This is a genomic window from Convivina praedatoris (assembly GCF_933208495.1).
Taxonomy (GTDB): Bacteria; Bacillota; Bacilli; order Lactobacillales; family Lactobacillaceae; genus Convivina; species Convivina praedatoris.
Map to the genome: position 1 here is coordinate 78901 of NZ_CAKOET010000003.1, position 19815 is coordinate 98715.

The following is a 19815-nucleotide window of genomic DNA, read 5'->3' on the forward strand; positions in this document are numbered from 1 at the left end:
ATTATGATTATTGTTGCAAAAAATGAAGCTGCTGCTCAAGTGATTGTCCAAAAGTTGGATCAGCATGATCCAATTCACCCAGTGTTTATTCACCAAAACCGAGTAGCTTTAGCAGGGATTAAAAACATTAGTGAAGCTGATCAGCAAGTCATTGCCGATCAAGTCGAAGAAATTATTGAGAACCATCATTCCGCCATTAAGTCTTCACGGGCCTTTCATCCAGAAGATACCATTATTAAAACTAAGCATAGCGTTATCGGTGGTAAGAATTTCGTCTTGATGGCTGGACCAGACTCAATTGAATCACCCGAACACGTTTTGGAAATGGGGCAAGATGTAAAGGCTGCGGGGGCAACTATTTTACGTGGTGGGGCTTTTAAGCCACGGACATCTCCTTACTCCTACCAAGGGAACGGCGAAGAGGGACTTAAAGCTCACCGGGCTGCTGCTGATGCTTTAGAAATGGACATGGTTACCGAAATTTTGGATACTCGGGATGTCGATTTGGTTGATCAGTATACTGACATTTTCCAAGTTGGTACTCGAAACATGCAAAACTTCGCCTTGCTTAAGGCTTTGGGACAAAAGCGGAAGCCAGTGCTTCTAAAGCGCGGTATGTCAGCCACTATTGATGATTTATTAAACGCAGCTGAATATATTGCTGCCGGTGGCAATGATCAAATTATGTTGATGGAACGTGGTATTCGTACTTTTGACAGTAAATATACACGTAATACCTTTGATGTTGGCGCTATTCCAGTTTTGCAAAAGTTGACTCACTACCCAATTATTGCTGATACTTCGCATGCCGCTGGACACAGCGAATTTGTAACGCCATTGGCTCAGGCAGCTGTTGCGGCTGGTGCTCAAGGTTTGATGACTGAAATTCACAATGACCCTAGCCATGCTTTTGTTGATGGCGCCCAAGCGCTAACACCGGCTCAGTATCAGGTATTGGCGACAACCGTACGAAAGATTCACGAGGTGATTGCATGACCACGGTCAAAGTAAAATTGACTCACAAAAATTATGATGTAAAGATTGAAAAGGGGTTACACCAAGCAATTGGTGAGCATATTCGCTCGGTTTGGCAACCACGTAAGGTGGTGCTTATTACTGATAGTAATGTTGGACCACTTTATTTAAGCAGTGCTCAAGAACAGTTAGAAAAAGCCGGCTTTGAAGTTTTACCGATTGAAGTACCAGCTGGTGAATCTTCAAAATCATTAACTAAAGTTGGTGAAATTATTAGTCAGATGGCCCAAGCTGGTTTTACTCGCCAAGATGGGGTTATCTCTCTTGGAGGTGGTATGGTCGGCGACCTATCCGGTGTGGTGGCTTCTTTGTACATGCGCGGGATTGCCTTTATCCAAGTTGCAACTTCCCTGACGGCTCAGGTTGATTCTTCTGTAGGTGGTAAAACAGCCGTAAACCTAGGCGAAACCAAAAATATTGCTGGTACTTTTTATCAGCCAGATTTAGTTTTGGTCGATAGTGACTATTTAGATACTTTGACTGACCGGGATTTGGTTGAAGGGTATGGGGAAGTGGTTAAAACTTCAGCATTAGAGGGACAAGATTTCTTTGATTTCACTGGTAAGATTCGCTCCGTGCAGGATATTCGTGATCACGCACCTGAACTTTCCAAACGGTCAATTGCCTATAAGGCTAAAGTAGTGATGGGCGATGAAAAAGAGGCCGGTCAACGTCGATTTTTAAACTTTGGACATACCTTTGGTCATGCCATCGAATTGCTATCACATGGTAGTTTACGGCATGGGGAGGCAGTTGCAATTGGCATGGTGACTATTACTCGTATTTTTGAAGCCGAAGGCATCAGTCCCCAGGGACTAACGCAAGCCTTGATTGATCGTTTGCAGGCTGTTGGGTTACCAATTAGTTCGGACTTGGTTGGAACGCCCTTATTTTTCCAGCACATGATTAATGATAAAAAGAATCGAGGCGGGGTGATTAATATGGTTGCCTTAGCCCAAGTTGGCCAACCAGTCATTGTACCCAAGCCTTTAGATGAAATCCGTTCGATGATTTAAGAATTAGAAAGAGGACTTATGCGATATATTACAGCTGGTGAAAGCCATGGACCTGAAGAAATTGCCGTTATCGAAGGTATTCCGGCCGGTTTACATCTGAGTCAAGCTGATGTGGATGCTCAATTGGCTCGCCGTCAACACGGTTATGGTCGAGGTGAACGTCAAAAGATAGAAACTGACCGAGTAACCTTTTTAACTGGTGTTCGGCATCAATATACGTTAGGATCACCAATTACTTTAAATGTTCATAATGACGACCATAATAATTGGTCAAAAATTATGGCGCCAGATGATCCTGCCGATGCTGAAAATACACTTCGTAAGGTACTGCGGCCCCGTCCTGGGCATGCTGACTTAGTTGGTGGTATGAAATATCGTCATCAAGCAGATTTACGGAACGTTTTGGAGCGGTCTTCAGCCCGTGAAACCACCATGCGGGTGGCCGTCGGAGCGGTAGCGAAAAAATTGTTGGCTGAAATTGGTGTAGATGTTCATGGTTTTGTGGTCAATGTTGGTCCGGCATATTCAGATTTGAGTACGTTGACTCAGTATAAAGACCTAGAGGGATTGCGCCAGGTGACAGAAGGATTTGCGACTCGGGCTTTAGATGCTAAAGCTGATCAGGCTATCCAGCAGGTAATTGATCAAGCCAAAGCTGATGCTAATACCGTGGGTGGACAGGTGCAAGTGATGGCCACTGGCGTACCAGTGGGCTTGGGTTCCTATGTTTCCGCTGATGAAAAGTTAGACGCTAAAATTGCCCGAGCGATTGTTGGCATTAATGCCTTTAAGGGCGTTCAGTTTGGGGATGCCTTTAATAATGCCGATAAATTTGGTGATCAAATTATGGACGAAATTTATTGGAGTCAAGAACGTGGCTTTTACCGTGGTTCCGATAATTTAGGTGGCTTTGAAGGTGGAATGACGACCGGCGAACCAATTATTGTTCGTGGTGTGGTGAAACCAATTCCGACTTTGTATCGACCTATGCAGTCAGTTGATATTGACAGCCATGAAAATCATAAGGCCTCAATCGAACGTTCTGATACCACTGCAGTGACTGCTGCAGCAGTGATTGCCGAAGCCATGGTGGCCATTGAATTAGCTAAAGCAGTTTTGGATAAATTTGATGCCGATAATATTGAGCGAATGAAAGAACAAGTTCAACAGTATCGTCAAGAGATTCAAGAATTTTAAATCCATGTAGCTTCGGCTACGTACATACAATTTGGTAAAGGAAAATACTCATGATTAAATTAAATGAAGCTCCAGCAAGTGGTTTACATGGGGAACTGATGGTTCCCGGAGATAAGTCGATTTCACATCGAGCCCTAATGTTTGGTGCAATCGCCCAGGGAAAAACAGTGGTAGAACGTTTTTTGGCTTCAGCTGATGTTTATCATACGATGGGAGTTTTACAAAACTTAGGGGTGCAAATTGAAGAACAAGGCGACCAATTAATTATTGAAGGACGTGGATTACAGCATTTCCATGCTCCCACAACAGCGTTAGACATGGGTAACTCGGGTACTTCTACGCGCCTATTAATGGGATTACTAGCCAAGCAACCCTTTGATATGCCTTTTTTTGGCGACGAGTCACTATCTAAAAGGCCTTTAAAACGAGTTAGCCAACCGTTACAGGCTATGGGTGCTCATTTTGAGTTAACCGATGGTGATTATTTACCTGGAGTTATTCAAGCTAATAATCAGTTACGAGGAATCCGGTATGAAATGCCAGTTGCTTCGGCCCAGGTTAAAAGTGCTTTAATTTTTGCTGGTATGCAGGCTGAGGGTACTACCACGATTGTGTCGCCGCTGGCTTCACGAGACCATACGGAACGAATGCTTCAAAAGTTTGGTGGTCGTATTGATTTTGATGGGGATACGATTCGAATTGAAAAGCAGCCATTATTGCAGGGACAGCATGTGGTTGTGCCGGCTGATATTTCTAGTGCGGCCTTCTTTATTGTGGCGGCTTTGATTACGCCAAATTCAAATATTACCTTAAAAGGTGTTGGTATTAATCCTACTCGGGATGGTATTTTGCGATTATTGAAAAGGATGGGCGCAAATATTGAAATGGTTAACCGGCATGATGACGAGGAGTCAGTAGCCGATTTGATTATTAAATATCAGCCACTACATGGGATTGAAATAACGGCTGCTGACATTCCGGCAACGGTCGATGAACTACCGATTTTAGCCTTGGCGGCTAGCCAAGCTCAAGGGACAACGACCATCAGCGGTGCCCAAGAATTACGCGTCAAAGAGACCGATCGAATTGACGCAGTGGTGCGCGTTTTGTCGCAATTAGGCGTATCAATTTCTGAAAGGCCGGATGGGATGGTCATTGAAGGTGGTAAGTCGTTGGTTGCCCATAATCAAAAAGTAGCTTTGTCATCAAGTGGGGATCATCGAATTGCCATGATGATTGCTGTGGCGGCGTTGATTACTAAAGGATCAGTGAGCCTGATTGACGAGGAGGCGATGGCAATTTCTTATCCAACTTTCATGGCAGATTTAGCGCAATTAATGCCTAACGAGGAGATCAAATGAACGTTGTGATTGTGGGATTAGGTGAAATGGGAGCCTCCTTGGCCTGTGATTTACGTAAAAATCCGCAGATAAAATTAATAGGCGTTGATCGAGATGTGGCTAGCTTAGCCTATGCTCGTAAAACTAGTTTGGTAGACCAAACTAGTCAGGATTTGGCCGAAGTTGCTACCCAGGCTGATTTGATTATTTTAGCGACGCCAGTTGAAAGCATTGAACAAATGATTGAACAATTAGGGCAGCTGGACTTAAAAACAACGGTAATTATCACTGATGCCGGCTCAACTAAACGCGCTATTATGGCTCAGGCCCAGCAATTTTTGTTACCAAAAGGCATTACCTTTATCGGTGGGCACGCCATGGCTGGGAGTCATTTAGCTGGCGTTCAGGCTGCTCAAATGGGGATGTATCGCCATGCACCATATTTTTTAATGCCAGCAGATGAGCAGGCAGCTAGCCGAGTGGACAATTTAAAGGTTATCTTAGCGCCCACTGGTGCCAATTTTATTACTATGTCAGTTGACGAGCACGATGATTTAATGGCGGTTGTTTCAGATAATCCCCACGTAATTGCCTTTGCTTTGATGAATAGTTCCGTTAATGATTTGGGAAAGAGTCAAGACTTTGGTCAATATGTGGCAGGCGGTTTTAAGGATATGACTCGGATTGCGGCGAGTGATCCGCAACTGTGGTCTGATATTTTATTGAGTAATCAAGGGGCAATTTTAAATAATTTAACTAGTTTTCGACAAGCTCTAGATCAATTTCAAAGAGCGATTGAAGATAGTGATGAAGAAACATTACTGCAATTAATTAGTAGAGCCCAAATAAGTCGACAAAATTTATTAATAAAGCGAGAAAATAATGATTAAAGAACCGGATACCTTAATGTTAATTGGTTTCATGGGAGCTGGCAAAACAACCGTTGGCCGTGAGATTGCCCGTCAACATCATTCTAAGTTTTTAGATTTAGATCGGGAAATTGAGCGGGCAGCGGGGATGTCAATTGCCCAAATTTTTAAAGAACATGATGAAGATTATTTTCGTCGCATAGAAACCCAGGTGTTAAGTCAAGCTCAAACATTTAATGGTGTGGTAGCAACCGGTGGTGGTGTGGTGGAAAGAGCTCAAAATCGGGAAATCTTAAAAAATTCACCAGCAACCCTAGTGTATTTGCATGGAAATTTGGAAAGTACCATTAGTCGTTTGCTGGCAGAAGGACAACGACCACTTTTGCAGGAAAAGTCAACAGCTGATTTCTTTCAACTTTGGGAAGCGCGGGATCCAAAATATCAAGAGGTGGCTAATTTTACAGTAGAAACGGTTGGTAAAACGCCGCAAAGAATCGCAGCTGAAATCGTGGCGCTTTTTAGTGCCAATGAGGATGAGCTGGCTTTTTTAGCTCTGCGTTCGCAAATTGATGCCTTCGACCGACAGTTATTTGATATTATTTCCAAACGAATGGAAGTTGTGTTAGCTGTTGCAAATTACAAAAAAAAGGTTGGCATGTCCGTTTCTCAACCAACTCGTATGTCTAACATGCGGGCCGCTTTGAAGGTTGATTACGCCCAAAATCCAAACATTTCCGACGAGTTTATTGATGAATTGATGACTATTTTGTTAGAAACCGCCATGAAACGTGAAGACGAAGAGATGCAACGGGGGTGAATCCATGCGACTACATACTTTGGGACCGATTGGCACGGATTCACAGCGGGCAGCCCAATACTATCAAAGTGACCAAGAAATTGTTTTACATAATAGCTTTGAAGAAATTTTGACCAATTTAGCTGACTATCAGGGGGAAGAAGTTTTACTACCGGTGGCTTTTAAATCGCAGCAGGTTCCCGGTTTAAATTTTGCGGACTTCAACTACTTGGAGTGGCAACGTGCTAAAATTAAAACGGCTTTTGTGTTACCACTATTGCCCTTAATTGTTTTGGAAAATCTTAATCATCAAAAGCAGATTGCTATCATTCATGCAGCGACCGAAGGTTTAATGAAACGCTATTTGCAATCAGTTAATTTAGATAATGTTTGGGGGCCTTCGGTTGTTTTTGCCCCTAGTAAACCAGTGGCCTTTGAACATTTTGTGGCCGATCAAGATTGGTTTTCAATTGTATCGTTAAACCAGTATGAAAATAGTGATTTAGTTGATGATGATCATTACCAAGTTCGGCAAACCCTCCGTCCTGAGATGGTCTGGGTCGTCTATGAGATAAAGTAGGATAAAATGAATTTACGTGAGTTATTGAAGCTACCCCCCGCTAACCGGCCAGTCATTGCGGTACCAATGATCTTAGGCCCCCAAGATAAATTTTCGCCTTTTGCTCGGGAATTAGCGACGCAAAATCCAGATGTAGTTGAATGGCGGGCAGACTACATTGTTGATGAATTTAGTCAGGAAGTAATTTGGCAGCAAGTTAAAGCTGGGGCTCAGCAAGAGTTGGCTCAGAAAAATATTTCTAAATTAACCGAAGCCAAAATGCTGTCGGAATTAGAAGCGGCGCGGCAAGAATTTCTAACGAATTGGCCAGCCATGCAACGTAAAATTATTAAAGAAATTGTTAGTAATGTTTTTGATACAGTTGGCCAATATCCGGTTATTTTAACCTATCGGACTAAGAGTCAGGGCGGCCAAGGAGAGTTTAATGATTTAGAGTATGTGACCTTCATCATGGCTGCCTTACAAACTGGTTTTCCTTTTGCAGCGATAGACTTGGAAGATACTTTGGAAAGTGGACTGAAGGAGAAGATTATTCAGGCCGCCAAAGCACTTGAAATTCCAGTGCTACTTTCTTATCATGATTGGCAGACCACACCAGTTAATCTAGAAAAGGTCATTCAATATTTGGCGGATCAACCGGTTCAAATTGTTAAACTAGCCGTAATGCCCCAAGTGGCAACTGATGTTGATCGCTTGCTGGATGCAACAGCCGCCATGGCTCCCGTGATTAGTCAGCCTTTAGTGACAATGGCGATGGGACCACTGGGTGAAAAAAGCCGTATTGAAGGATATAAGTACGGTTCGCAGATGACTTTTGCGAGTTTATCGAGCCAGTATAGTTCTGCACCTGGTCAATTGACCGTGGCGCAACTATTGCAGGCTTGGCAGTAAGCATGTTATAATACTTTTCGACCAACTGGGTAGTATCTATCTACCTACCCGTCACTCTTCGGAGTGGCGTTTTTTTATGGCTGAATTTCAATAATATTTAGTTTATATAAATATTATTGGAATTTATGTTTAATTATATTAAAATAAAATAAATAATATTAAAAAGGAGATTAAATTTGTGGTTTTGGGATTTAGCAGAAGAGGATCAAGAGTTTATTAAACAGCTAACTTTGGCTTCAGGATCGTTAAAGGAATTAGCTAAGATTTATGGCGTTAGTTATCCGACCGTGCGGTTAAGATTAAATCGAATTATTGATAAGATAAAATTAACTGAAAAAAATACGAATAACTTTGAAACTAAGATAATGCAACTAGTTATTGATGAGAAAATTTCTTTAGATATTGCTAAAGAAATTATTGAAAAGTATCGAGAGGAAGAAAATGTCTGATATTAAAAATGTTATTATTACAGCGATAGCCGTTGGAATTTTAAGCTTATTGGAACGTTACCTACCGCGTTTGTTTGGGGGATTTCCTTGTCTTGCTTTCCTTATTTACATGATTTATATCATGGTAAGCAGGGGACCATCTTGGACAGCATTACTAGTATTAGTTCTGGGAGAAGGTCTGCTGATTTCGATTTGGGCTGAGGCGTTAGCTACTCGTAAAAAGAAAGAGAATCTGGCAATCGAAAAAATGAAAGCTAAAGATTTACAGAGATAAATAAAAGAGACCCAAAGGGTCTCTTTTATTTATTACGAATGCTATCAATGTATTGAATCATAGCCACCTTAATATCGTCAGCAATCTTTTCTTGGTAACTTTCTTTTTGAATGTATGAAAAGTCTTTTTTACTATTCATAAAACCAAGTTCTAATAATACTGCTGGTCGGCTGATATCTTTAATCACCAGATACGGCATGGTTTCATAACCACGATTTTCAAGCGGTAGGTTATTTAGATGCTGATTGAGCACTTGAACTAGGGGAAGAGAATTTTCATTGTAATAATATTGTGAAACTCCGCTAGCGGAATTGTTGCTGTCGGAAGAATCAAAGTGGAATGAAATTTGGGCATCTGCTTTTTCACTTTCAGCCATTCGAGGGATATGTAGTAGAGGAACTACGACATCACTGGAACGTACCATTAGCACCCGCGCGCCCGTCGATTCTAAAGCCTTTTTGGTAACTTTAGCAGTAGCTAAGGTATAGTTTTTTTCATAATGCTTGCCATCAATGGATAAAGCCCCAGTATCCGAACCCCCATGACCAGGATCTAAGACAATGGTAGCCTCACTCATGGGCTGTACGGTTTTGAGGTGGGTATTGTTGGCTACCCAACTAGCAACCCATCCACTTTGATTCTTATCACCACGCTTGACCTTCCACCAGCCATGATTTTTTTCTAAAACGACTAATTTAGTACCACTTTTTAAACTGGTTGTTTGCGTGTAGGTAATACCGGGACCAGTTCGCAAAGGAACTTGATCAGGCCGAGTAGTTAGCTGGTTTTGATTAAGTAAAGAAGTAATTAAAACACAGACCAATAATAAAAAACTACCAGTAACAGTCAGACCAATTCGATTGTTTGTGAACCATCTCAGCATTGTAAAAAGTTCCTAACTTGCTTAATGTTCAATGTGGGTTGGAGTTAAGAGATTATTTGGAGTTTACCACGAATTTCGGCAAGACTTTGATAATCCTTTTTATCTAATTCGTTGGCTAACTCGCCCTCTAGTCGTTCAAAAACAGGGGTGTCTTCAACCATCAATTGTGTACCAACTTCGACTAAATCAGCACCACACAAAACTAAATCATATACGTCACGACCAGATGTTACGCCACCAGTACCGATAATTTTGATACTTTCATTAAGACGCTCACGTAAGGCCCGAACGTTAGCTAAAGCGGTAGCCTTAACTAAGCTACCACCAAGTCCACCAAATCCTCCCTTAGGTTTAATGACCACTGTATCAGTGTGTGGATCTATGGCTAAACCATTACCAATTGAGTTGATGGTATTAACGAAGGCAAGGGGAAAGTCATTTAAAACAGCGGCAATCATATCAAAATGAACCATATCAAAATAAGGTGGTAATTTAACACCTAGTGGCTTAGTAAAGAAAGAAAAAACTTCAGTTAAAATGGCCCGTGTGGCTTCAAAATCATAGGCAGTTTGTGGCTTCCCCGGTACATTAGGGCAAGAAAGATTTAGTTCAACCAGACCATTAAAATTAGATTGTTCCAATTCCATTAGCATCGCTAAATTATCGTCTTTAGTTAGGCCAGCAACTGAAAAGAAGACGGGTTTGTCGGTTTTTTTATTAAGAACATAGTCCAAGTAGTAGGCAAATCCTTCATTGGGTAGGCCCATTGAATTAATCGATCCTAGTTCCTCAGGGAGTTGATAGTAGCGGGGACTGGGATTGCCAGGACGTGTCATGGGCGTAGCCGATTTGGTGACAACGCTACCACTGTATGGGCTAGCTAGGACTTGATCTAATTCGGCAGTTGTTTGACATTTAACCCCTGCGGCATTTAATAAAATATGATTAAAGTGAAAATTGGCAATCTGCCCCGTTAAATCCATTGAAAACTCTCCTTATAAATTTTATAAACACATGCTACTAAACATTATAGCAGGCCAGTAATTATCTGGAGGAGAAATTGGTAGTTTAATTTCCCTAGTCGCTATCAGAAAATATCGTTATAATAAAGATTATGAAACAATTTCGAGTTGAAAATTTAACGAGTACTTACGGTGAAAAGACATTATTTGATCATATTTCTTTTTTAATCAGTGAAGGTGATCGGATCGGCTTAGTTGGTGTTAACGGAAGTGGGAAAACCTCTCTTTTAAATGCCTTAGCGGGTAACCAACCGGCTGATCAGGGTCAAATAGTCGTTCAAAATGATTATAATATCGGCTATCTGCGCCAGGATCCGTCTCTAGATGGTGAACAGTTGGTGATGGATGCAGTTTTTGCGGGAAATCAACCGGTTTTTAAGACGATTCGGTACTACCAACAGGCCTTAGAAGAATTTAGTCAAAACCCAGAAGACCAGCAACTTGGACAAAAATTTGAACGGGCTCAGAGTGCCATGGACCGTGATGATGCTTGGACTGCAGAGTCTCAAATTAAGACTATTTTAACGCAGTTACATATGCCAGATTTAAACCGAAAAATTAAAGAATTATCGGGTGGTCAAAGAAAACGAGTTGGTTTGGCTCAAATTTTAATTGAAGAGCCGGATTTGTTAATCTTAGATGAGCCAACCAACCATTTGGATTTTGATTCAATTGCTTGGTTGGAAAAATACTTAGCTAACTACCGAGGGGCAGTTTTAACCGTTACTCATGATCGCTACTTCTTAGATGCGGTTGCTAATCGTATTTTTGAACTTTCTTTTGGAAAATTGTATGAATACCAAGGAAACTACCAAGATTATGTCACTGGCAAAGCAGAGCGGGTTCAGGCTGGACAGGTTAGCCAGCATAAAAAAGAACAGTTATATCAGCGTGAACTAGCTTGGATGAAAAAATCAGCTCGGGCCCGAACAACTAAGCAAAAAGGTCGTGAAAAAGCTTTTGCAAAGTTAGAAGCGGGGATGGACGGCCTCCAGGTTGATGAGGATGTTACGCTGTCGCTTGGACAGCAACGCCTGGGTAAAAAAGTTTTAATCATGGAAAATGCTAACTTGGCCTTTGGTGATCATCAAATTTTAAAAGATTTTAACCTTCGTTTGGGGGCTGGTGAGCGAATCGGTATTACTGGGGCTAATGGTGCTGGTAAATCCACCTTTTTAAATGTCATTGCTGGCCGAATACCGTTGACTTCTGGGATAATTGAGTTGGGCGAAACGGTTAAAATGGCCTATTACACTCAGACTACTGAGCCTATTTCAGAAGATAAACGAGTGATTGAGTATTTAACAGATGTCGCTAGTTCAGTTACTGATAAAGCTGGTAATCAAATTTCAGTTTCAGAATTGTTAGAACAATTTTTGTTTCCTCCTTTTATGCACGGCACTCTAATTCGCAAGCTCTCCGGTGGTGAAAAGCGTCGTTTGTATTTATTGAAATTACTTTTAGAACAGCCGAATGTCTTACTTCTTGATGAGCCGACTAATGACTTAGATATTGGTACTTTGACGATTTTAGAAGATTTTTTGGCTGATTTTTCTGGGACAGTTATTACTGTTTCCCATGACCGCTATTTCCTAGATAAAGTAGTACGGCAGTTATATATATTTACTGGAAATGGCATAATTGAACGCTATGATGGCTTATTTAGCCAATACCTAGAGAAAAATGGTAGTACAATTAATCAACCAACTGCTCAAAATAATCAGTCGGGTTCCATTAAAGGTAAAAAAACTAAAAAGCAAGTGGTTCAAAAATTAACTTATAAAGAAAAGAAAGAATGGGCCACAATTGAGAATGACATTGCTCAATTGGAAGAAAACGTCGCAACTTTGACGGAACAAATGGCCCAAGAGGGTAGTAATTATACTAAAGTGATTGAAATTGAAAGCCAACTAAATCAAGTTAATCAGACTTTAGAAGAAAAAATGGATCGCTGGGCCTATTTAAGTGAAATTGTTGAAAAACACTCTTAACGATTTATCTGAATTAAAGGGAGCCTGCTCGTATGATACTGCGAGGAGGTTTTTTTATGATTTTAAAACAATTTTTATTGGCATTATGGCTAACCCCAGGAATTGGTAAAGAGCGGGCAAATAGAGCAATTCATGCCATTGAAAAGTGCTACGCGCCGACCCAATATCCGTGGGAATTCGAAGATTTATGTCACATTATTGAACTGACTAAGCAGACCAGTGTAACTAAACTGGCTGGTTTTAAGAATGGTTATTTAACAGCTTTGAATCAAGCCCAGCAGTTTAAAGATCCTTACCTAAGTTATTTTGATGACGCTTATCCCGAGCGGTTACGACAAATTTACCAACCACCGCTAATTTTGTTTTATCAAGGACATCTAGATGCCTTGAAGCTCCCCAGTTTGTCAGTGGTTGGAACGCGGAGCGCTAGTCCGTACAGTTTAAACGTTTTGCGAACTTTCTTACCGAAAGTAGTTAATACTGGGGTGGCAATTGTTTCAGGGCTAGCCAAGGGAGTGGATGTGATGGCTCATCAGATTACTTTTAGTCAGCAAGGCGTCCCAATTGCCGTAATAGGAACTGGCATCAATGTGGCCTATCCGGCCAATCATCATTCTTTACAAAAACAAATTGGTCAGCAGGGCCTATTGCTAAGTGAATATCCGCCCAATACCAGCCCGCGACGAGCGCATTTTCCCGACCGAAATCGAATTATTGCGGGACTGTCATCAGCCACCTTGGTAATTGAAGCCAAACGTCACTCTGGTTCTTTAATTACGGCTAATTCAGCTCTTCAAAATAATCGCCAGGTGTTAGCAATACCGGGTTCAATTTTTTCCACCGAGTCCCAGGGAACAAATGAACTAATTAAGGCTGGTGCTTTGCCCGTAACGAAACTCAGTGATATTATGGAGGTGGTTACACCACTGATTTGAGAAGGATGGCTTATGTATTTAAAACGTTTTGTGCAGTTATTTGTCGTTTTTTTTGTAACAATTATTTTATCGGAATGGTTAGCAACTGTCCTCAAATTTAACAATTTAGGGATTAGGATTATTTTTGTTACCATTATTGGTTACTTATTATTAACGATTCCACTGACTATTTTAACTATTTTAAAGAATCAACGTAAATTTGGTAAAAATAATTCAGCGTCAACTCAAATGACCCATTTTCGTCAATTATTACAAGATGGGTCTAATTTAATTGCTTTAGCAACTGTTAATCAGGCTGGAAAGTTAGCCACTAGCGTGATTACCTTCAAAGAATCTCATAATAATGACAATGTTTTATACCTAGTGTCTGATTGGCAAAGCACTCGAGTAAAAAATTTGCAGGTCAATTCCACAGCGGCTTTTACAACTTGGTATGATGATAAAACTGGGCAGCGGATTAGTTCTAATGAGCTGACTATCGAAGTTTTAACTGAACAAGAAGCTGAGATTGAAATTAAGCATCATCCTGAAATTTTGGACTTAACTGAAAATGCACGTAAACAGGCTGTTATTAAAATTACGCTAGAATCTGTTTTGATTGAATCTTTTCAGGGTCAGCCAGAAATTATTAAATGGTAGTAAAATTGATTTTTGGAAAATCTATCAGTTTAGTAAAGAGTTTGATAAAATAATTAAGCGTTTTACAGTCGTGTGCTATAATGCCCCTATTATTTAAAATTGTGAGGATTAGACCTTGGTAGAAGCAAAAGCTACTAAAAAAACTTCAAAGCGTAAGAGTACCAAAAAACGCAATCAGAAAAAATTAGTCATTGTTGAGAGTCCGTCCAAGGCTAAAACGATTGAAAAATACTTAGGTAGCGGTTATAAAGTTGTAGCCAGTATTGGACACGTGCGTGACTTGCCCAAATCTACTTTAGGTGTTGACGTTGATAACGATTATGAGCCTCGTTACATTAATATTCGTGGGAAGGGCCCAGTGATTAAGGATTTGCGTAAAGCTGCTAAGGGTGCTAAAGCTGTCTATCTGGCATCCGATCCGGATCGTGAAGGAGAAGCCATTGCTTGGCACTTGCAACATATACTCGATTTGGACCCTGCCAATGCGAACCGGGTTGTTTTTAATGAAATTACCAAAGATACGGTTAAAAATGCCTTTAAAGCACCTCGAACAATTAATCAAGATTTGGTTGATGCCCAACAAGCACGACGAATTATCGATCGATTAGTGGGTTATTCAATTTCGCCAATCCTTTGGAAAACAGTTAAACGTGGTTTATCGGCTGGACGAGTTCAGTCAGTGGCTTTGGGATTGATTCTAGCTCGTGAGCGTGAAATCCAGGCTTTTGAGCCAGAAGAATATTGGACGCTTGATTCAGAATTTAAAAAGGGTCGTTCGAAATTTAAGTCTACTTTTTATGGTTTTGATGGTAAGAAACAATCTTTGCCAGACAATGCTAGTATTCAAGCAGTACTAAAGCGGTTAGATAAAGACGCTGACTTTAACATTACCAAGGTAACTAGTAAGGAACGCAAGCGGCAACCTCAGCCACCATTTACGACCTCGACGATGCAGCAAACGGCTAACAATCAGTTGAAGTTTAGAACACGAAAAACAATGATGACCGCCCAACAGCTTTATGAGGGTGTTAACTTAGGACGCGGTTTAGGGCAAGTTGGCTTAATTACCTACATGCGTACTGATTCAACTCGTTTATCTTCTCAAGCTAAAAATGCTGCTGCTCAATATATTCATGATGAGTGGGGGGAGGAATATTCTCGCCACAAGCCTGTTGAGGCTGCTTTGCAAGAAGGGGCTCAAGATGCCCACGAAGCAATTCGACCAACTGATGTTAATCGTACGCCAGCTAGCATCAAGGATAAGTTGACCCCCGATCAATTTAAGTTGTATTCTTTGATTTGGTCACGGTTTGTTGCTAGTTTAATGACTCCTGAAATTTTAGATACAATGGCCGTTACCATTGAACAAAATGGTGTACTTTTTCATGCCAACGGGTCCAAAACTAAGTTTCCTGGATTCACCAAGGCTTATCCTGCTGCTAAAGAAAAGGATAATGCGTTACCAGCTTTGGCAGTTGGAGATTTAGTTGGATTGGCTAAAAGTGACCCGCAACAACACTTTACAATGCCACCGGCTCGTTATACCGAAGCGGCTTTGATTAAGGCATTAGAAGAAAATGGGGTTGGTCGGCCCTCAACTTATGCGCCAACTTTGGATACTATTCAACGTCGTAACTATGTACGTATTGACGCTCGTAAGTTTGTACCCACTGAGTTGGGAGAAATTGTTCAAAATATTGTTGAAGATAAATTCCCAGATATTACCAATACTAAATTCACTGCTCAAGTTGAACATGAGCTAGATGAAATTGAAGTCGGGGATGAGCAATGGGTACCGGTTGTTGACACATTTTACCGACCTTTTAGTAAGGAAGTTCAAAGCGCTGAAGAGACTTTGGAAAAAATTACCATGCACGATGAATTGGTCGAGCAAGACTGTGAAGTTTGTGGCGCACCAATGCTAGTGAAAATGGGCCGCTATGGTAAGTTTTATGCTTGTTCTCGTTTCCCGGATTGCCGGAACACCAAGGCCATCGTACAAGAAATTGGCCTGGCTTGTCCTAAATGTAAAAAAGGGCAAGTGGTTGAGCGAAAGACCAAGCGTGGTCGTCGTTTTTATGGCTGTTCGCGGTATCCTGATTGTGATTTTGTGTCTTGGGATAAACCTACTGAAGCGACCTTGCCGGATGGGACAACTCCTAAAAAAGAAGGAGACGACCAACATGAGGCAGCTGGTGGAGTTAAGTAATTGAGAGATTTTTTATGACTAAAAATCAGACACCTAAAATATTAACTATTGCTGGATCTGATAGTTTAGCTGGTGGTGGTTTGCAGGCTGATCTAGCAACTTTTAACGAATATGGTTTATTTGGCTTAACGGCAATTACTAGTATTGCCACAATTACCACAACTGATTTTAAGGTTTTCCCAGTTGATACTGATGTTTTAGCGACACAATTAGATTCAATTCGATTGGTTGATCAGTTGGCGGCGGTAAAAGTGGGCTTGTTAGTTAATTTAGACCAGGTAAAGTTAGTGTCCGATTTTTTAAAGCAACTGGATTTGCCAATTGTTATTGACCCAGTCCTAGCGGTTAAAGAAGGCGACTATCAGCAACAAGAAGCATTTATTGATTTTTATCGAATTAATTTATTGCCGTTGGCAGACATTATTACCCCTAATCTTAGTGAGGCTCAGTTGTTAACGGATGTAAAAAACATTAACAGTAGGGAAGACCTAATAGCAGTTAATCAACAGCTACAGGCTTTAGGCATAGCTAATGTTTTCACTAAAGGGGGGCAACGGTTGGCTGGAGAGATGGCCTTAGACTTGTGGTCTAGCCCTCAGGGTAATCATTTTTTTGAAAAACCAAAGTTAGATTTATTAACTGATATTAATGGGTCTGGTTGTACTTTATCTGCAGCCGTTGCGGCTGGTTTAGCCCAAGGCTTATCCATGGAAGAGGCACTTAGAAGTGCTAAAGACTTTGTTTGGGCGGCTATTAACCATAGTGTTAACTTGGGTGATCAATTAGATGGCAATAGTGTTTGGCCGGCAGGTCAACGTTTGGTAAACAAGACACAGTAGTGTATTAAAGCAACGGGGGATCCTGTTGTTTTTTATTAGGATGGAAAAGATGAAAAGTTTCACAACTAATGCTCAGTTCGACACGATTAATCAATTAGTGCAACATCTGGATCAAGATGAGAGTAGCTTTTTTTTCGCTAGTCCCAATAATCAAGTTAGGATATTTGCCTTTGGTTGCCAAAAATCCTGGTCCAACTGGCAAGACATTGATAGTTCTAAATATTCCTTGATTGTTGGTGGACAAGATTTTGATACCGCTAGGTCGATTACACCACATCAAATGTCGAGTTATTGGTTCGCACCGAAAATTAGTGTTACTTGGAAAAAGAATCAGTTAAAAGTGGAGATCATTGATAGTATTGATTGGTCTAGCTGGTTAAAGTCAGTACACACCAATACGGAAATTGATAATCAGATTTTAAGTGTTAACGATGAATTTGACTGGCTTGAGCGAGTTACACAATTGATTGATACTTTGAAAAATGATCAAGAGTTAAAAAAAGTTGTGTTTGGCCGTCAGCGATTGATAACATTATCTGAACCAATGACGATTACGAAGCTGTGGTCCCAATTAATTGAGCAAGCACAGTCTTATCGAATCGTGTTAAAACAAAAACATCATTATTTTGTTTCTCTGACTCCCGAGCGGTTGTTATCAGTTGAAAATAGCCAGGTGCAGACTGCGGCTTTGGCTGGTACAGCAGCACGTAAAGACGATTATCAAGATGAGTCAAAGATAGCGAATACGTTGTTAAAGAGTAATAAAGATCGTCAGGAACATGATTATGTAACGCAAAATATTGTCAACAAATTGGCACCATTTGTAAAGAAATTTCGTTATTCAACTACTCCTGGAATTTTATTCACACCACAACTACTTCATTTGTATACGCCAATTCAAGCTACCATACTACCGGGGGTTAATTTTTTAACCTTAGCTCGAGCACTACATCCAACCCCGGCTTTAGCGGGACTACCACAGCAAAGCGCCTTGGCCTATTTACGGGTACATGAACAAGAACCTCGGGGACTTTTCGGAGGAGCCTTAGGCTATTTTACAAATGAAAATCAAGGGGAGCTAGCGGTAGGAATTCGTTCTATGGTAATTTCAGGGCGTCAGATTCAACTGTTCGCCGGGGCTGGTATTTTAGCTCAATCCCAAACCCAAAGTGAATGGCAAGAGACCCAGGCAAAATTTTCGACGATGGAAAGTATTATTCAAGAGGTGATTTCTAAATGAAAGTTGATCGGTTAACATTTAATACGAAACATCTAATTTCAGCACTTGTAGTGGCTGGTGTTAAAAATTTTGTTATTTCGCCGGGATCTCGGAGTACACCGATTGCGTTGTTAATTGCTGAATATGCTCAGTACGATCCTGCAATTTGTTATTGGATTGATGTAGATGAGCGGTCGGCAGCTTTTTTTGCTCTAGGATTAGCCAAAGGATTGCAACAACCCGTTGTTTTATTAGCCACTTCGGGTACTGCTGTTTTGGAATATCTCCCGGCAGTGGCTGAAGCACAGGTTTCGGAAATACCGTTAATTTTGTTGACGGCTAATCGACCTCAAGAGTTACAGGATTTGGGTGCTGCTCAAACTATTCCGCAAATTGAACCTTTCACGGTTTATGCCAAAAAGCAACTGAGTTTAGTCTTACAAGATGACGAACCAGACGTCACTGAGTATATTGATTTTAAGGTGCAAGCGTTAGTACACGAAGCGGGGCGCGCGCCAGCTGGGCCGGTTCAAATTGATTTACCTTTGCGAAAGCCACTCTTACCAGCTATGGGAGAGGAACCAATTGATCCCGTTCAGCCTTTGGCGTATGCAGCTATGGGTAAAAGAACGCTAGATAAGTCTCAATCACTAACAGGTTACCAACGAATTATGATTCTGGCTGGACCCAATGTGACGGCAGATTATCAAGATCAGTTGTGGCGCTTTGCCCAAGAATATAGCATTCCGGTTTGGACTGATATCTTAAGTCGAGTCCGAACACCTAAAAGTTTGTACGGGTTGAATGACTGGTTAACCGATGATAAGTTAGGCTCGCAATATTTCCCGGATTTGGTTCTGCGCTTTGGGAAAACGCCGATTTCACCTAGTTTATTAGCATGGTTGAAGCAAAAAGCAATCCCAATTTGGCAAATTGGGACGCCAGCTGATTTAGATTACACTCGCCAGAGCCAACGTTGTTTTGAAATGGTACCATCTGAGTTTTTAAATAGCGTTGCCTGTGTTCAAAGTGATGAACAACAAGATTTTAATGCTCGTTGGCAAGCGCTTAGTCCAAATAAGGGAACATCACGTGCCAGCGATTTAATTTCTTGTTTGGATCAAATTGTTAATCCTGAACAGGCTATTTTTGTTGCTAATAGTCTGTCCATTCGACAGATGGATACTTATTTTTCTGGTAAAAATAGTCATAAAATTTATGCTAATCGTGGTGTGAATGGTATTGATGGGGTAATTTCATCAGCTCTTGGTTTATCAGCTAGTCAAAAGCAGCACCGAAGTATTTTATTGACGGGGGATTTGTCATTCTTTCATGATATGAATGGCTTGATGATGGCTAAAAAATATCAGTTGCCATTAGATATTATTGTAATGAATAACAATGGGGGCGGGATTTTTGCCGGTCTACCACAGGCGCAGTGCAATCAATATTTTACAGAACTTTTTGCAACTCCTTTAAATTTAGACTTCCAATCCATCGCTCAGGTGTATGATTTACCATATACTGCTTTACAGAATTTAGCGCAGTTGCCACAATTATTAAATCGGTCTGTTACGGCAGGACCACAATTAATTTTGTATGAAAGTGATGCCTATTAAGGGGAAAACAGT

General features: G+C 40.9%; 19 protein-coding genes. 17 read left to right on the forward strand and 2 right to left on the reverse strand.

The features are described from left to right. The first annotated feature begins 3 nt into the window (after positions 1–3). From aroF to M4974_RS03675, 10 genes are all read left to right on the forward strand, one after another. Positions 4–996, forward strand: a complete 993-nt coding sequence (gene aroF / locus M4974_RS03630; protein ID WP_248706229.1) for a 3-deoxy-7-phosphoheptulonate synthase — start codon at positions 4–6, stop codon at positions 994–996. Beyond that, entirely contained in the window at positions 993–2051 is a 1059-nt protein-coding gene (aroB, locus tag M4974_RS03635) for a 3-dehydroquinate synthase (RefSeq protein WP_248706228.1), read from the forward strand. The genes aroF and aroB overlap by 4 nt, the downstream gene beginning before the upstream one ends. 18 nt (positions 2052–2069) lie before the next feature. Beyond that, complete coding sequence (gene aroC / locus M4974_RS03640; RefSeq protein ID WP_248706227.1) at positions 2070–3248, forward strand: chorismate synthase; 1179 nt, start codon at positions 2070–2072, stop codon at positions 3246–3248. Between the two features lie 50 nt (positions 3249–3298). Continuing rightward, positions 3299–4609, forward strand: a complete 1311-nt coding sequence (gene aroA, locus M4974_RS03645) for a 3-phosphoshikimate 1-carboxyvinyltransferase (protein ID WP_248706226.1) — start codon at positions 3299–3301, stop codon at positions 4607–4609. Then, positions 4606–5478 (forward strand): prephenate dehydrogenase, encoded by an 873-nt coding sequence (locus tag M4974_RS03650; RefSeq protein WP_248706225.1) that lies wholly within the window; start codon positions 4606–4608, stop codon positions 5476–5478. The genes aroA and M4974_RS03650 overlap by 4 nt, the downstream gene beginning before the upstream one ends. Further along, positions 5471–6274 (forward strand): shikimate kinase, encoded by an 804-nt coding sequence (locus M4974_RS03655; RefSeq protein WP_248706224.1) that lies wholly within the window; start codon positions 5471–5473, stop codon positions 6272–6274. Before M4974_RS03650 ends, M4974_RS03655 begins: the two co-directional genes overlap by 8 nt. Positions 6275–6278: 4 nt before the next feature. Further along, the gene (locus M4974_RS03660) at positions 6279–6833 is read left to right on the forward strand and encodes a type 2 periplasmic-binding domain-containing protein (RefSeq protein ID WP_248706223.1); all 555 of its coding nucleotides are present in this window, start codon (positions 6279–6281) and stop codon (positions 6831–6833) included. Positions 6834–6839: 6 nt separating this feature from the next. Then, positions 6840–7724, forward strand: a complete 885-nt coding sequence (locus tag M4974_RS03665; RefSeq protein ID WP_248706222.1) for a type I 3-dehydroquinate dehydratase — start codon at positions 6840–6842, stop codon at positions 7722–7724. A gap of 176 nt (positions 7725–7900) precedes the next feature. Beyond that, complete coding sequence (locus M4974_RS03670; RefSeq protein ID WP_248706221.1) at positions 7901–8173, forward strand: DUF2089 family protein; 273 nt, start codon at positions 7901–7903, stop codon at positions 8171–8173. Further along, on the forward strand, positions 8166–8447 hold the full coding sequence (locus M4974_RS03675; protein ID WP_248706220.1) for a hypothetical protein: 282 nt from the start codon (positions 8166–8168) through the stop codon (positions 8445–8447). Before M4974_RS03670 ends, M4974_RS03675 begins: the two co-directional genes overlap by 8 nt. 25 nt (positions 8448–8472) lie before the next feature. Here M4974_RS03675 and M4974_RS03680 read toward each other — a convergent pair whose 3' ends face one another. After that, positions 8473–9330 carry an N-acetylmuramoyl-L-alanine amidase gene (locus M4974_RS03680; RefSeq protein WP_248706219.1) on the reverse strand — a complete coding sequence of 286 codons (858 nt, stop codon included), beginning with the start codon at positions 9328–9330 and terminating at the stop codon, positions 8473–8475. Positions 9331–9374: 44 nt separating this feature from the next. Continuing rightward, positions 9375–10313, reverse strand: a complete 939-nt coding sequence (locus M4974_RS03685; protein ID WP_248715760.1) for a dihydroorotate oxidase — start codon at positions 10311–10313, stop codon at positions 9375–9377. Positions 10314–10444: 131 nt separating this feature from the next. Here M4974_RS03685 and M4974_RS03690 point away from each other — a divergent pair, with 131 nt between their 5' ends. The 7 genes from M4974_RS03690 (at position 10445) to menD (ending at position 19803) form a co-directional block, all read left to right on the forward strand. After that, entirely contained in the window at positions 10445–12343 is a 1899-nt protein-coding gene (locus M4974_RS03690) for an ABC-F family ATP-binding cassette domain-containing protein (RefSeq protein ID WP_248715761.1), read from the forward strand. 56 nt (positions 12344–12399) lie between these two features. Beyond that, positions 12400–13278, forward strand: coding sequence for a DNA-processing protein DprA (gene dprA, locus M4974_RS03695; RefSeq protein WP_248715762.1), 879 nt, complete (start codon positions 12400–12402; stop codon positions 13276–13278). A gap of 12 nt (positions 13279–13290) precedes the next feature. Then, positions 13291–13917 carry a pyridoxamine 5'-phosphate oxidase family protein gene (locus M4974_RS03700; protein WP_248706215.1) on the forward strand — a complete coding sequence of 209 codons (627 nt, stop codon included), beginning with the start codon at positions 13291–13293 and terminating at the stop codon, positions 13915–13917. Between the two features lie 115 nt (positions 13918–14032). Then, entirely contained in the window at positions 14033–16126 is a 2094-nt protein-coding gene (topA, locus tag M4974_RS03705) for a type I DNA topoisomerase (protein ID WP_248715763.1), read from the forward strand. 14 nt (positions 16127–16140) lie between these two features. Next, positions 16141–16965, forward strand: coding sequence for a hydroxymethylpyrimidine/phosphomethylpyrimidine kinase (locus M4974_RS03710; RefSeq protein WP_248706213.1), 825 nt, complete (start codon positions 16141–16143; stop codon positions 16963–16965). 49 nt (positions 16966–17014) lie between these two features. Continuing rightward, positions 17015–18205, forward strand: a complete 1191-nt coding sequence (locus M4974_RS03715) for an isochorismate synthase (RefSeq protein ID WP_248715764.1) — start codon at positions 17015–17017, stop codon at positions 18203–18205. Then, a complete protein-coding gene (gene menD, locus M4974_RS03720) occupies positions 18202–19803 on the forward strand; it encodes a 2-succinyl-5-enolpyruvyl-6-hydroxy-3-cyclohexene-1-carboxylic-acid synthase (protein ID WP_248706211.1) in 1602 nt (533 codons plus the stop codon). Before M4974_RS03715 ends, menD begins: the two co-directional genes overlap by 4 nt. The last annotated feature ends 12 nt before the right edge of the window (positions 19804–19815 follow it).